General features: G+C 59.9%; 12 protein-coding genes. 2 read left to right on the forward strand and 10 right to left on the reverse strand.

The genetic code is table 11. The features are described from left to right. Positions 1–87: 87 nt before the first annotated feature. From HY308_07400 to HY308_07420, 5 genes are all read right to left on the reverse strand, one after another. Positions 88–3,102, reverse strand: coding sequence for a hypothetical protein (locus HY308_07400; GenBank protein ID MBI3898106.1), 3,015 nt, complete (start codon positions 3,100–3,102; stop codon positions 88–90). A gap of 140 nt (positions 3,103–3,242) precedes the next feature. After that, positions 3,243–3,716, reverse strand: a complete 474-nt coding sequence (locus HY308_07405) for a hypothetical protein (GenBank protein MBI3898107.1) — start codon at positions 3,714–3,716, stop codon at positions 3,243–3,245. Continuing rightward, complete coding sequence (locus tag HY308_07410) at positions 3,713–4,618, reverse strand: prepilin-type N-terminal cleavage/methylation domain-containing protein (protein MBI3898108.1); 906 nt, start codon at positions 4,616–4,618, stop codon at positions 3,713–3,715. The genes HY308_07405 and HY308_07410 overlap by 4 nt, the downstream gene beginning before the upstream one ends. 4 nt (positions 4,619–4,622) lie before the next feature. Next, positions 4,623–5,153, reverse strand: coding sequence for a type II secretion system protein (locus HY308_07415; protein ID MBI3898109.1), 531 nt, complete (start codon positions 5,151–5,153; stop codon positions 4,623–4,625). Then, positions 5,150–5,650, reverse strand: a complete 501-nt coding sequence (locus HY308_07420) for a type II secretion system protein (GenBank protein MBI3898110.1) — start codon at positions 5,648–5,650, stop codon at positions 5,150–5,152. Before HY308_07420 ends, HY308_07415 begins: the two co-directional genes overlap by 4 nt. 187 nt (positions 5,651–5,837) lie before the next feature. On the opposite strand from HY308_07420, the gene HY308_07425 reads away from it, so the two are divergent. Beyond that, on the forward strand, positions 5,838–6,863 hold the full coding sequence (locus HY308_07425) for a DUF1338 family protein (protein ID MBI3898111.1): 1,026 nt from the start codon (positions 5,838–5,840) through the stop codon (positions 6,861–6,863). Between the two features lie 94 nt (positions 6,864–6,957). Next, positions 6,958–9,840: an FAD-binding oxidoreductase gene (locus HY308_07430; protein ID MBI3898112.1), complete on the forward strand. Its 2,883-nt coding sequence runs from the start codon at positions 6,958–6,960 to the stop codon at positions 9,838–9,840. A gap of 89 nt (positions 9,841–9,929) precedes the next feature. Here the strand turns inward: HY308_07430 and HY308_07435 are convergent, their stop codons facing one another. From HY308_07435 to HY308_07455, 5 genes are all read right to left on the reverse strand, one after another. Next, positions 9,930–10,352, reverse strand: coding sequence for a type II secretion system protein (locus tag HY308_07435; GenBank protein MBI3898113.1), 423 nt, complete (start codon positions 10,350–10,352; stop codon positions 9,930–9,932). A gap of 28 nt (positions 10,353–10,380) precedes the next feature. Next, positions 10,381–10,809 (reverse strand): type II secretion system protein, encoded by a 429-nt coding sequence (locus HY308_07440; GenBank protein MBI3898114.1) that lies wholly within the window; start codon positions 10,807–10,809, stop codon positions 10,381–10,383. Positions 10,810–10,898: 89 nt separating this feature from the next. After that, positions 10,899–11,483 (reverse strand): prepilin-type N-terminal cleavage/methylation domain-containing protein, encoded by a 585-nt coding sequence (locus HY308_07445; protein MBI3898115.1) that lies wholly within the window; start codon positions 11,481–11,483, stop codon positions 10,899–10,901. A gap of 64 nt (positions 11,484–11,547) precedes the next feature. Further along, complete coding sequence (locus HY308_07450) at positions 11,548–12,777, reverse strand: type II secretion system F family protein (protein ID MBI3898116.1); 1,230 nt, start codon at positions 12,775–12,777, stop codon at positions 11,548–11,550. A 2-nt stretch (positions 12,778–12,779) separates the two neighbouring features. After that, on the reverse strand, positions 12,780–14,498 hold the full coding sequence (locus HY308_07455) for a type II/IV secretion system protein (GenBank protein MBI3898117.1): 1,719 nt from the start codon (positions 14,496–14,498) through the stop codon (positions 12,780–12,782). Positions 14,499–14,530 lie beyond the last annotated feature (32 nt).

Below are 14,530 nucleotides of genomic sequence, written 5' to 3' on the forward strand. Positions count from 1 at the left end.
TCACCCACAAGGCTTAAAAAAATCCCACGTCTACCGGCCTACAACCGCTCTATCGCAAGTCCCGCGCCGGAACCGGACGGAGGGAAATTAATACCGTTCGCGCCGATAAATGTGCCAACGGTTACCTTTAAAAATGCCGAAGGTGACGCGACCGCTCGGATCGTCGTCGTCCGCACCGTCGCCGTCCCAGTCGTAACGCAGCCAGGTATAGGCGCCCAGTCCAACCGTGACGTCGATCGAACCGCCGTTACCGACGCCCGGCGCGGCAAAGGAAAGACCGGCATCGCCGGCCACGAGCGGATTGTTGGCGATGGTCGGTGCGGTTGCCGGCACCGGCGTCAGCGTTAACGCGCCGACGGCAAGGCCGGTGCAGGTGTCGTTGGTATTGGTGATAAAGCCGTCGGTGTCGTCTTTGTAGTACTGCGCCTCCAGCGTCACCGACAGCGGCAATAACTCCGAGCCAAAAGCGTTTTTGATTTGGATACGGCCGCCGCGCACTGCGGTCGAGCCTTCGGTGCCACCGCTAGAATCGGCGCTATCAGCATCGGTGGCACGAACCTTCAGACCACCGGCACCCGTCAGCGGTGCAGTTTCCTTGGTGGTAAATGTATAGGCGACATCGGTCCGTGTTTGGACACCATTCGCGAAGCTCGCCGCCGCGAAGCTTCCATTGCTAAAGCTGCCGGGGTTAGAGCTACCGGCATTGGCCAACGTGACCGCGCTAGCGACACCACCGGCCGCCGGGTTCTTGAAGTTGGTAGTGATCGCGCCAGCACTGTTGTAGGCGATGACGGTTACCTGAAAGGACTGTGCCGAGTACGTAAAGCTGCCGGCGGCGCAGCCGTGCGTGACGGAGGTATCGAAGTGATCCGGAACAAATCGACCGATATCGGTCGCCGTCGATGAAATGGTCCGCTGCGCTGCCGACGAACCATCGGCGGCGTCGACGCTCGCATAGGTGCTGTCCTCCAATTGCAAGCTGAGGGCGCCGACCTCGGTATAGCTCGCCGTCGTCGTCGTCGCGACACCGCCGCTTAAGCTCCAGGCGCCCAACGTCAGCGTGCCGGCCGTCGTCGGGCAACCGCTACCGCCGCAGGTGGTAACCACGGCGGTGGGGGTACCGTCGTAGTTCGAGGTGACCGCCGGCGTACCGGCGCCATTATAGGGAGTGGCGGTGATCCGAAACGGCCGACCGGCATTGTGTACCGTGCCACCGGGCATGCTGGCGTTGTTGAGCGTGTTGGTCGTGCCTTCGGTGGTGCGGTTGGCGTCGCTGGCGCTGAAGCTGAAGCTCGACGGCCGGATGGTGAAGTTGTCGATCGAACAGGCGGTAACGGTGGGTGCGCCGACCGGATACGTCACGCGGATGCGGGCATTGCGATAGACGTTGGCGACGGTATTGGGCGAACTCAGCGAATGACGGCCGACGTCGCCGCCAACAAAGGTTTGATTGGTGAACGTCGCAATCACCGGTAACCCGCTGCAGGCGCCGCCGCTTGTGTTATCCACCACCTCGACCGCGACCACCCCGGTGAAACTGGTCGCGACCGCGTTGGCGCTGTCAAGCGCGACGACATCGAGCGAAAAATTCTGGCCGGCGATCTTCGGGTAGATCTTACCGGTCACGGCGTTCGCCGCCGGCTCGACCACGTTGAAGCTGCTGATGCGGGTAATGGTGTAGACCTGACCGGTGAAGTTGCCATTACCGGCGCCGGTGCCGCCGACGGGATTGCCGACGGCGTCGACGATCGAGTCGTCGTCGACCAAATTCAGGCCGAGTGTACCGTCGTCGGTGCCGGTACCGGCGGTAACGGTATACGTGGTACCACTGCCAGACACCAATGTGATCGATGCGCCGCTCACGCCCGCTGCCGCCAGCGCGAAGTCACTACTGCCGACGCCGGTCACACTCTCACCGAAAACCACGGTCCAAGAAACGCTGGCGGCACCGGTCGGGTTCGAATCGACGCGCGTGATCGACGTTACCGCCGGCGCGGTCTTGTCGAAGGTAACGTTCGAGCCGCTAGTGATCGCCGTTCGAGCGGTGGCGGCGTTGCCGGCGACGTCGTTAACATTGATCGCGAACGTTACCGTACCGTCGGTATCGGCGACGGTCATTGTCCGCGTCGCCGTCCACGAAGTGGGCCCACCGGAAACCGTAGCGCTGCCGGCGCCGATGGTGACGGTCGGCGTTTGCACGCCGTTGGTATCGTTCGTGGTAAACGACAGCGTAACGACATCGCCAACTTTGGCGTACAGCGGATTGGCGTTATTCGACGTGATGGTCGCGGTCGGTAGGGTCGGCGCGGTTTTGTCGAAGGTGACGTTCGAGCCGCTGGTGATCGCGGTTCGGGTCGCCGAGTTGCCGGCCAGATCGCTGACGCTGATATTGAACGGGACCGTGCCGTCGGTGTCGCCCGCGGTCATCACGTAGGTCGCGGTCCAAGAGGTTGGGCCGCCCGACACCGTCGCGCTGCCAACACCAATCGTAACGACCGGCGTTTGCACACCGCCGACGTCGCTCGAGGTGGTGAACGACAACGTAACGGTATCGCCGACCTTGGCATACAGCGGGTTAGCGTTGTTCGAAGTAATGGTGGCGGTCGGGATGGTCGGTGGCGTGTTATCGACGATCGCGCCGCCGGTGAGGGTCGATGTCGCTACTACGCCGCCACCACCGCAGTCATTCTTATCGACCTGGAAAACGACGTTGTAGGTGCCGGCGGCGGCCGGGGCGGTGATATTGAATGTTTCCGAGTACGTGCCGGCGCCATTGTGATTGGCGTTGTCAAAGCAACCGCTGGACGTGCCGATGGTCCAGAGAGTGGCCTGCCAGCGATCATTGCCGGTATTGCCGGTGATGGTGACATTCATCGTCGCCGAGATCGTGCCGCTACCTGTCACCCGCACGCTCGCCTGGTTGACCTGGGTGTTATAGGTCAGTGTGGCCGACGTTATGGTGACCGCCGCCGATGCGTCGGGTGGCGCCGCAAACATCGCCAGCACCAGATAGGCGAGCGAGAGTATCCATCGACTCGCGCCAACCGTGGGCGTGCACCCACGAGCGCCGGGAGGTAACAATTTCAGCAGATGCCGCAGCATGCGTTTTGCTCTTCGTCTATGGGCAGGCGGTCGCGACCGATGACACAAGCGTGCCCCTGTCTTTTTAGTCTAGTCGTCGCCGTATCGGTCGAGCGTAACTATTGGTGCCGGCAAGCAAAAATGCGTCTGTACTGGCGTCTTTACACCGGACAATTGCTGCTGGGGGCGTCGGTGACTTGCGCCTGGATCTGCCGTGTGACAAAGGCCGAATCGCCGAATGTGCCCTTCTGGGCGGTGCTGCTGATTTCATAGACACAGAAGTCGCTACTCGCTTCCCGATGCCGCGTATATCGGCAAGTCACCGATACGCTAAATTCAACCAAGCCGGTGGCGGACACGACGAACGAATTGGTGGTAGACGTAGCGACGTGATCGCCACAGGCCGATGCTCGGTTGGCATCGCTGAGCACGCGCGCGGTCGCCCATTCGATACCGGCACCGGCCGCCTGATAGGCGCGTGCGCCTTCCAATGCCTGGGCGACGGTGATGTGCTGTACTGCACTTAACGTCACCATAAAAACGCCGAGCAGCACCAACACCACCAATACGAATATCGATGCCACCAGCGAGAAGCCGGCCTGTCGCTGCCACCGCTGGTATCTGCGAACCATCATGGCGCGTTGTCCACGTGAACTTGCTGCAGCAGTTTCACCGACTCGCCGCTGTCCGTCAGCGTCAAACCGATGGTCACGAGCCCGCCGCGTTCATCAGTGCCGGCGTCGTACAACAACGTACAACCCGCGATCTTGTCGGCGACGCGGGCGCCGGTCGTCAGTGCCCCAAGCTCGGTATCGGTATCGATCGAGGTTTGCGCCGCGGTCAACGTATAACCCTGATAACGCGTCAACGTTTGGGTCGCCGTGTTACAGACGTAACTAATCGGCGATTGCACGATGAAGAATCGCTGATTCGGCGAACGGAAGGCGAAGTCAAAACCGGGACCACTGATGTTGATGTGGTCAGATACGCCGTCGGCCGCTCCATTCGACGTGATCGTCAACGTCCGGCCGAAGGTAATGACGTCGGTGCCGGCGTAGGCATCGGCGCCGGCCTGACCCAAGTTATAAATCACCAGCCAATAATTCGTGTAAGTGCCACAGGCACCAGTGATCGCTGGATTGGTCGTGCACAGCAGATTACCTTCCATGTCGAAATCGGTGTCAGTGGTATTGAAATTCAGCCGCGCGGCGGCGTTGCCGGGCGGGTTTTCGCGATAACGACCACCGTCCAGCGCCGGCAACAGCTCAATAACGCGACCGTTGCCGCCGCCCTCATTCACAATGCGAATGCTGTTCGGTACCGCACTGCGGATTTCGCGTTGCATGCGCCGCAACGCCGATTCGGCGGTATCGACCAATTCGGCACGCCGCACTTGCGCCTCAAACCCCTCGATGGGCCGCACGAGAAACATACCGACGACCGCAGCGATGATACCGGTGATGGTGATGACGACGATGAGTTCCACCAGGCTGAACCCATGATATTGCTTGTTCTCTTGGCGGCGGTCGCGCTGCATCGTTTCAATAATTCGTTCGATACCCGCTCAGGCTTAAGCTCAACCCGCCCGGGCCGATCACATTCACCTGTACTCGTGAAGCGGCGTCGCCATTCAAGCTGGCGGCTGTATCGACCGCCACCGTGACGGTGTAACCGGTGAGACTCGCTACCGGATCGCCGTTCTGGTCGCAGGCACAGCTGGTCAGCGTCGGACAGGCCGCGGTCGTGTTGATACAACCGTTATTCGCCAAGCCGTCGTAATCGTTGACGTCGTCGTACTGCACTCGATTGGCTTCGCCGGCATCAGGTCCCGGCGCACCTTCGGCGACACCACTCGCGGCAAACTCGTCGTATTCTTTGAGCAAAATTTCTTCGAGATAGGCCTCGGCCACCGCTACCGCTTGCTGCTGCACGATCGGATCGGCGCTCGCGCGCGTATTGTGATCCATGACGACCAGTATGCCGGCCAAGCCGACACTGATGACGACGATCGACACTATCAGCTCGATCAACGTCATACCGCGTGCTGCAAACCGGTGAACGCCGCCGGTCATAACCGCTCCACAAAACCGGTCGTTGCCCAAATTCGCATTGCGTGGCCACCGACGGTAACTTGGCGTAACGGCGCCGTTACCGACGCGTTGCCTAACGGCGCGAACGTGAAATCGGCGACCGAGGCATCCTGCGGCGTTATGCTCACGCCGGTGCGGGTACGAACGAATGAGCTAGCGGGATTCGTCGGGTCGGCCACGGCCGTCGCAAACGGCGCCGTGGTACAAGTTGCAGCGTCGGCGGCACGATTGAGCGAAATCGTATTGCTGCTGATGACCACGCGCACGGTGCAACCTGACGCCATCGCCAGCTTTTGCGCATAACGCATCGTCGACAATACTTCTTCGAAGAATCCTTGATCTTCGAAATCGCTCGTCTGGAAAAACAGCGGCGCCGCCGTCGCCGCCAAGGTGCCGATGATGACCAGTGTCACCACCAATTCGACCAACGAAAAGCCACGCGCACGGCGACCGCGCGCCAAAGAGCGGTTGATTGTCATTGAACACACATACCGGTGCAGCAGCTCTCGCCTAGCCAAGTGGAACCATCGACCGTTGTCAGGTCATTTACTGGCTAAGTGTAGTCGGGAAATCGGCGAAATCAGGCACTTGCCGCACGTTCGCCCTTGTTGAACGAGGGCGACGACAGCTAAAATTTTAGCGATGCTTGCGGTACGGAGACCGACCATGAAGCGCGCTCAAGAGATCCTGCTGCAACTCCTGCAACCGCTACTCGGCGAGGTCCGCTGCCGACGACTGCTCACGCGTGTGGCCGCCCCCACCGACCTCCGTGCTGAACGAGGTACCGATGCCAGCCGCGCGTTACTGGCACATGCATTGAACTTGCTGTTGTTGGAAGACTTAATGGAACGCGTGCCGTTGGCGCGCGCCTACGTCGAGGAATCGTTCCGCAGCGGTCGGCCGATTCAGTTCGATCACGGTGCGCTGCGGACCGTAAAGTGGCCCGATTGTGGTGCGCTGCCGAACGGTGAGGCGGCCATCACGCGTATTTTATTGCCGCTCGGTTACCGACACGCCGCCGACTACCCGTTACCGAAATTGGCAATGACCGGACGTGCTTATTGCCATATCGATTACCCGTCGCAACTCGCACAGTTCTTCGTCAGTGAACTGCATCCCGAGCAATTTTCCGCGCCGTTCCAACAAGCGGTCACGCGGGTACTGTCGACCGGTCGCGAGCCGCTCTCGGCGACGGCGCAATCGTTGTTACAGCAGTTGGCCGAGCGTGGCTCGCTGCCGCTGACAGCGGCACTGACACTGCTGCCAGAAATGCGCGCCTGCTTCGCTTGTCATCACGAACCGCCGCGGCTGGCGGATTACGAGCTACTGCTCAACGAATCGAAAGAGATGGCCTGGATTGCCACTGAGGGCCAAGCGTACAACCATGGCACCGATCGCGTTGCCGACGTCGTCGCGCTCGCCGACGCACAAAAAGCGATCGGCCGACCGATGAAAGATGCGGTCGAAGTGTCGCGCAGCGGTCGCGTGCTGCAGACAGCGTATCGCGCGTGCCAAGTTGAACGGCTGTTCGTCGATACGGCCGGACATTTGTTGGCGCGACAAGTGCCCGGTTCGTTTTTCGAATTCATCACACGTCACAACACCACCGACCCCATCACCGGTAAAGAAACGATCGATCTCAGCTTCGATGCTGCTAACGCCACCGGCATCTTCAAAATGACGGCAGGTTGAAACCTAGGGTCTCCCTCTCCCCTTGCGGGAGAGGGAACAAGGGAGAGGGGAACGTTCTAACTAACTTTATGGGTAACAACGTGACCCTGCTCGCATGCCCGACCATTTGATAACAACCCTGCGCAGCACAATCCGCGGCGAAGTTCGCTTCGATGCCGCTGACCTCGCGCTGTACGCCGCCGACGCCTCCAACTACCGGCAAGTCCCGATCGGTGTGGTGTTGCCGCGTGATGCCGATGACGTCATTGCCGCCGTCGCCGTCTGCCGACGGCACGATGTGCCATTGCTGGCACGCGGCGGTGGCACATCGCAGAACGGCCAGTGCGTGAATGCGGCGGTCGTACTCGATACCTCGAAGTACATGGACCGCGTGCTCGCGATCGACGTGAATACGCGTACGGCACGGGTCGAGCCTGGCGTTGTCTGCGATGCGCTGCTGGCAGCGACCGCAGCACACGGACTCACGTTCGCGCCCGATCCGGCGACGCACAGCCGTTGCACCATCGGCGGCATGATCGGCAACAACTCGTGCGGCCCGCATTCGGTAATGGCCGGCAAGACCGTCGAGAACGTGAAGACGCTGGAAGTGCTGACGTACGACGGCGCGCGCTTCTGGGTCGGCGCGACGAGTGAAACTGAGCTGACGAGGATCATTGCCGCCGGCGGCCAACAAGGCGAAATTTACGCGAAGCTCAAGGCGCTGCGCGACAACTATGCCGAGCTGATCCGCACGCGTTATCCCAAGCTCAAGCGTCGTGTCTCCGGCTACAACCTCGACCAACTGCTGCCCGAAAACGGCTTCAACGTCGCGCGCGCGCTCGTCGGCACCGAAGGGACGTGCGCGACGGTGTTGCAAGCCGAGCTGTCGTTGGTGCGCAGCCCACCGTGTCGGGTGTTGCTGGTGATCGGCTTTCCGGATATTTACCAAGCCGGCGACGCCGTGCCTGAGCTCATGCGCTTCGGTCCCATTGCGGTCGAAGGGCTGGATAAGGAGATCGTGCGCGGACTCGAACGGCGCGGTCTACGCGCGGACGAGATCGCGCTACTGCCGGCGGGCGATGCGTGGATGATCGTAGAGTTCGGCGGCGACACGCTCACGCAGGCGTCGCTGCAAGCACGAGCAGCGGATTCGCATTTCACCGATCGCGCTGGCTGTCGCACCTATCTCATCGAAAACCCGGCGCTACAGGCACGCCTGTGGGGCCTACGAGAGACCGGCGCCTCCGCCACCGCGCTCGCGATCGACGGCGATACACCGGATCCGGTCGTAGGCTGGGAAGACGCCGCGGTCGATCCGGCGCGTCTCGGCGATTATTTACGCCAGTTCCAAGCGCTGGTCGATCGCTACGGTTATCGCACCTCGCTCTACGGTCACTTCGCCGATGGCTGCGTCCACGCGCGCATCAATTTTAATTTGCGGACATCGCCAGGTATCGATCAGTGGCGGCGATTTCTGCGCGACGCCGCCGAGCTGGTGGTGCAGTTCGGCGGCTCGCTCTCCGGCGAGCACGGCGACGGCCATGCGAAGGCGGAGTTTCTGCCGATTATGTACGGCACCGAGTTGATGCAAGCGATGCGCGACTTCAAGGCGATCTGGGATCCGCGTCACAAAATGAACCCCGGCAAGGTAGTCGACGCTTATCGCGTCGACCAGCACTTGCGTCACGGTCCAAGCTATCAACCGTTGCAACCAGCGACGCGGTTGCAGTTTCGCAGTCGCGAGGGCGACGGTTTCACGCGCCAAATCGAACGCTGCATCGGCATGGGCAAATGCCGCGCGCATCAGGGCGGCACGATGTGCCCGAGCTATCGCGCGACCCGCGACGAGCGCGATTCCACACGCGGTCGTGCACGATTGCTATCGGAAATGTTGCAAGGACAAATCATTACCGACCGCTGGGCCGATGGCGCCGTACGCGCGGCCCTCGACACCTGCCTGTCATGCAAGGCGTGCAAAAGCGAATGCCCGACGCACACCGACATGGCCAGCTACAAAGCGGAGTTTTTGTCGCACTACTACGAGACGCACTGGCGTCCGCGCCAGGCGTACTCGCTCGGTAGGATCGGCCGCTGGGCGCCGTGGGCGGCGCGTTGGCCGTGGCTGATCAACGCTGTTACGCAAACACCCGGCCTATCAACCGCGGCGAAGTGGATCGCCGGCATCGCCGCGGAACGTCGCATTACCAAGTTCGCGCCGCACCCGTTCCATACGCGTTTCGAACGACGGCCGCGCACTCCCGAAAATGCTGCCGCCCGAACCGTACTACTTTGGGTCGATACATTCAGCAATCACTTCCAACCCAACGTCGCCCACGCCGCCGTCAATGTGCTGACTGCTGCCGGTTGCCGCGTGACACTACCGCAGCGGCCGCTGTGCTGTGGACGCCCGTTGTATGATTTCGGATTGCTCGATCACGCACGCACTGAGCTCGGCGCCATACTCGACGCGCTCGAACCACAGATTGCCGCCGGCATGCCGATCGTTGGTTTGGAACCGGGATGTCTATCGGTCTTCAAAGACGAGCTGCTCAAACTATTTCCCGACGACACCCGCGCCCAACGCCTGGCGGCGCAGACTTTTCTATTCGCCGACTACTTGGAACATATCGGTTATGAACCGCCGACGTTAGCGGGAACGAAAGTGTTACTGCACGGCCATTGTCACCAGCGCGCGATCTTTGGCATGGCGGCCGAGATCAAATTGCTAGAACGCATGCAGGTCGATTTACAGCACTTGGATGCCGGTTGTTGCGGTATGGCGGGCGCGTTCGGTTTCGATCAGCGCTATTACAGATTGTCACAACAGGTCGGCGAACAGGAGCTGCTACCGGCGATTCGTAACGCACCGCCTGACAGCATCATCGTCACTAACGGCTTCAGTTGTCGCGAGCAAATCACTCAAGGCACGCACCGCTCGGCACTGCACCTGGCGGAGCTGATCGACCAAACCTTGCAAAAAAAGTCAGCGATGGAATAACGAAAAAAAGGGGTGTCGGCAGCGCCGACACCCCGTCGAGGTCACAATCAACTCTGACAAACGTCAAACCATTTCAGTTACTCGCACTACTAACAACCTGCCGATGCAATCGTCACTTGCCCGGTATTGGCATTGTACTGTGCATTGCAACCGCCAGACACGTTAGGTGGCGTGTAGGTCGTATCCGGTGCGAGGTGGACGATACTCCAATCGTCCGGTGACGGCAGTGCACGCTCGATACCATCGATAGTGTTCTGCGGATAGCCCGAGGCATTGATCAACACCTGCACACCATCCATCGCCACGAACCCACCGGCGCTGCCGTTGACCAAGAGTTGCGACTTGGCCAACGCTGCCGCGGAGCGGAGACCGCCGGCAACACCTTGCACACTGGCGAGGCGCGCATTTTGAGTCAGGTTGACGAACCGCGGTATCGCCGTAGCCGCCAGTAGGCCGAGGATCACGATAACCACGATCAACTCAATCAGCGTAAAACCTCTTTGCCGTGTCATGTCGTCCGCTCCAAAGTGTTACTAGCTATTAGCTACCGCAACCGGCTGAAGTGATCGTCACTGATCCGGTGTCGGCGCTGTAAACCGCCGTACAGACACCAGGCGCGTTAGGCGCGGTATAAGTCGTGTTCGGCGCCGCATGCGCCACACTCCAACCATCCGGTGACGCCAATGCGCGCTCAATACCTGTCGTGGCGTTCTGTGGGTAGCCTGAGGCATTCACTAACACCATCACGCCGTCCATGTTGATAGATCCGGCGGAGCTTCCGTTGACCAGGAACTGCGCCTTGGATAACGCGGCGGCAGAACGTAAGCCGCCGGCAACACCTTGCAAGCTGGCGAGCCGCGCGTCGCCCGTCAGATCGACGAATCTCGGCAGAGCGGTGGCTGCCAAGAGTCCCAAAATAACGATCACTACAATGAGTTCGATTAACGTAAAACCTTTTTGCCGATACATGCGCTTCTCCTACTGTGAGTTGATTGTTACCCTGCTACTGACGTTTGTTCCTTTTTACCATCGCGAAAACATCTATCGTCGTGTCGTTGTTAGTGCATCCATTGGTACGGCTCGATCGGAGCGAGACGAAGTCCTTCCACTGCATCCACGCCCTTATCGAACCGGCCGTTGCCGTTACGATCCGTATAGACCAACCGAACCGCGAACCTGGCCCGCGGGGGGTTTGCCGCACCCCCGCTGAACTGCGCTTTGTTTCTCACCAAGTACACGAGCTCGCCGTTCGTTTGGTCGAAATACCAGTTACCTTTTTCCAACTGCGCCGGATCTGGTTTCGGTAGCGCCCCAAGATAGTTGGTCGGCGTTTCCGCTAACCGCTCCATCGGGTTGCTACCTTCAAGCACGGCCAACCCCGAAAGCTGGTCGGCGACAATACTCTCAGCAACTTTCATACCAAGTGCGCTACGCAACGTCCCGGCAATGGTTTCCATAGCCACACGCTCGGCATCCGCCTGCAAGGCTAAGAAGCGCGCGATAGCGATTACCATCAGGAGCGCAATCAGGACCACGACAACGACCAGCTCGAACAGCGAGAAACCTCGACTATTGTTCGCCCCTGAGCTTCCGGCCAGCCTCGCACCCTGGAAGCGGCTCGCAATCAAACGCTTATCCGCCAAACCTGCCTCGCCTTGTTAACGTGTAGTTAATGAAGCCCTGGAACGCAAGTGGCATTCCAAGCCGCTAGTGGCCCAACATGCTGCGCGGCAACTCCCACATCGGCAGGAAAACACCGAGCGCGAGCACCAATACGATCGCACCGATGCCGACGATCAACAGCGGTTGAATGGCCGCGGCCAAGTTCTTGAGGTCGTAATCGACTTCGCGCTCGTAGTGCTCGGCGACTTCCGCCATGAGCTCGTCGACCGAGCCACTCTCCTCGCCGACCGAAATCATTTGCAACACCAGCGGCGGAAACAAACCGGTGGCAGCGGCAGTGCGCGCAATTGTCTCGCCGCGTTCGACGCCGTCGCGCATTTGCAGAATGCGCTCACCGATAAATTCGTTGTCGACAGCGCGACTCACCACTGTCATGCCTTGCACTAACGGCACGCCGGATTGCAATGACACCGCCAACGCCCGCGCGAAGCGGCCGACGGTCGATCGATAGATGATGCTGCCGATAACTGGCACGCGCAGCTTGAAGCGGTCGAAGCGATAACGCCCTTCCGGTGTACGAATATAAATTCGGATCGAAATGAAGGCGGTGATTAATGTACCGAGCAGTAACGGCCAATAGGCGACCGTGAATTTGGAAGTGCCGATCAACACGCGCGTAGCCCACGGCAATTCGGTTTTCAAATTGGCGAATACTTTGGCGAACGCCGGGATTACCAACAGATTAATCACCACCAACGCAATCGCAATGGCGATGACGACGAAGATCGGGTAACGCAGCGCCGACTTGATGCGATCGCGCGTATCTTTTTCGAGCTCGAGATATTTCGCCAATTGCAGCAATGCGCCTTGCAACGTGCCGGTAGCCTCGCCGACTTGCACCATGCTGACGTAGAGCGTTGGGAACACCTTCGGATGGCGCTTGAGTGCCGACGACAACTCCAGACCGGAATCGAGCACCTCGACCACATCATTGATGACGATGCGAAACGCCGGGTTCTGCGTCGAATCGCGCAGACCGCGCAACGCTTGCATGATCGGCACACCGGCCTTGATCAGCGTAAAAAACTGACGCGTGAACAAAATGAGATCGACCAACTCGACCTTGTCGCTGCTGAACCAACCTTGAAAGACTGCTTTCAAATCATACGTGGCGTTCTTCGATAACGTGATATCGACCGGCACGACTCCACTATTGAAGAGTTGGGTCGCGACCGCGTCGGGCGAAACCGCATCGACCTGGCCGGTGACGACGTCACCGCGTTGATTACGACCGCGATACTGGAAGATCGGCACGCTTATTCATCCAAACCGAAGGTAGCGCGCATGACCTGCGCCATGGTCGTGTGGCCTTGTGCCGCCATGGCGATGGCACTGCGGCGCAAGCTGCGATACCCCGACTGTTTGCGGGCGGCATCGGCGAACGCCTGCGGATCGGCGGCGTTCATCGCTCGCACCAGCGGCTCGTCCATTTCCAAAAATTCGAACACACCGATACGACCGTGGTAACCGCTGCCGTTACAGTGGCTGCAACCGGCACCGTGACGGAACGTGAGCTTATCGACTTGCTCGCCGATTTCTGTGCGCAACATTTCTTTCACGGCCGGCTCGAGCTCGTATGGCTGCGAGCAACCTTCGCAAATACGCCGCACCAACCGCTGCGAGATGATGCCGCGTACCGACGCACCGACCATGTACGGCTCGACACCCATGTCGATCAAGCGTAGCGCCGTGGAAATGGCATCATTGGTATGCAACGTCGACAACACCATGTGACCGGTCATGGCGGCACGCAGACCGATCTCGGCGGTCTCTTGGTCGCGCATTTCGCCGACCAGAATGATGTCCGGATCTTGCCGCAACATCGCCCGTAGTACGCGCGCGAACGTGAGCTCAATGCGCGGATTGACCTGTACTTGGTTGATGCCGGCGAGCCGGTATTCGACCGGATCTTCGACGGTGACGATTTTCGATTCGGGACGGTTCAGCTCGTTGAGTGCGCCGTAGAGCGTGGTCGTTTTGCCGCTACCGGTCGGACCGGTCACCAGCATCATGCCGTTCGGCGCACGAATGATTTCGCGGAAGCGCTTTAAGATCGACGGCGGCATGCCGATGCCGTCGAGCCTGAGCGCGCCGGTGGATTGATTAAGCAGACGCATGACCACCGATTCGCCGTATTGCACCGGCATGGTCGACATACGCACATCGATGCTCTTTTCGCGCACACGCACGTTGAACCGACCGTCCTGCGGCAAGCGCTTCTCGGAGATATCGAGACCGGCCATCAACTTCAAACGCGATACCAGTGCACCGACGATGCGCCGGTCGGCGGTTGTCTGCACGCGCAACACACCGTCTAAGCGAAAGCGGATACGCAACTCGCGCTCGTCCGGTTCGATGTGAATATCGGACGCGTTCACCTGCACCGCGTCTTCGAACATGGTTTGCAATAACTTAACGACCGGCGCATCGGCCAAGCCTTCGCCGGCGGCGAGTTCGCCGATGTCGACCGTATAGGCCGATAATTCCTGCTCTAACTCCTGCGAAAGCGCGGTGATCTCTTCGGTACGGCGATACACCCGGTCGATCGTGCTAAGCAGATCGGCTTCCTTGACCACCGCCAGCCGCAACGGTCGGCGCAACACCCGGCCAAGCTCGTCGTAGGCAAAAATATCGGTCGGGTCGGCCATGCCGACGAGGATGCCGTCGCGGTTGTCGTCGAGCGCGATCGCCCGGAAGCGACGGGCATGCGTCTCCGGAATCAACCGCACAACGTCCGGCTTATAGTTGTAACGCTTGAGATCGATGTAGGCGCACTGCAACTGCTGCGATAGGAACATGAGCAACTGATCTTCGCTGATGAACCCGTTTTCAATGAGCACGCGCCCGAGCTTACGACCGCTCTTTTTTTGCTCGGCGAGCGCCGTATTGAGCTGTTCCTGAGAAATAATCTTGTGCGCGATCAAGAGATCGCCGATGCGCACTTTTTTTGGTCGAGCCGCTGGAGTCACGGACATACGTAAATCCTCGAAGCAACGAGGAAAGAATT

Source organism: Gammaproteobacteria bacterium (assembly GCA_016199745.1).
In the GTDB taxonomy this organism is placed as follows: Bacteria; Pseudomonadota; Gammaproteobacteria; order Acidiferrobacterales; family Sulfurifustaceae; genus JACQFZ01.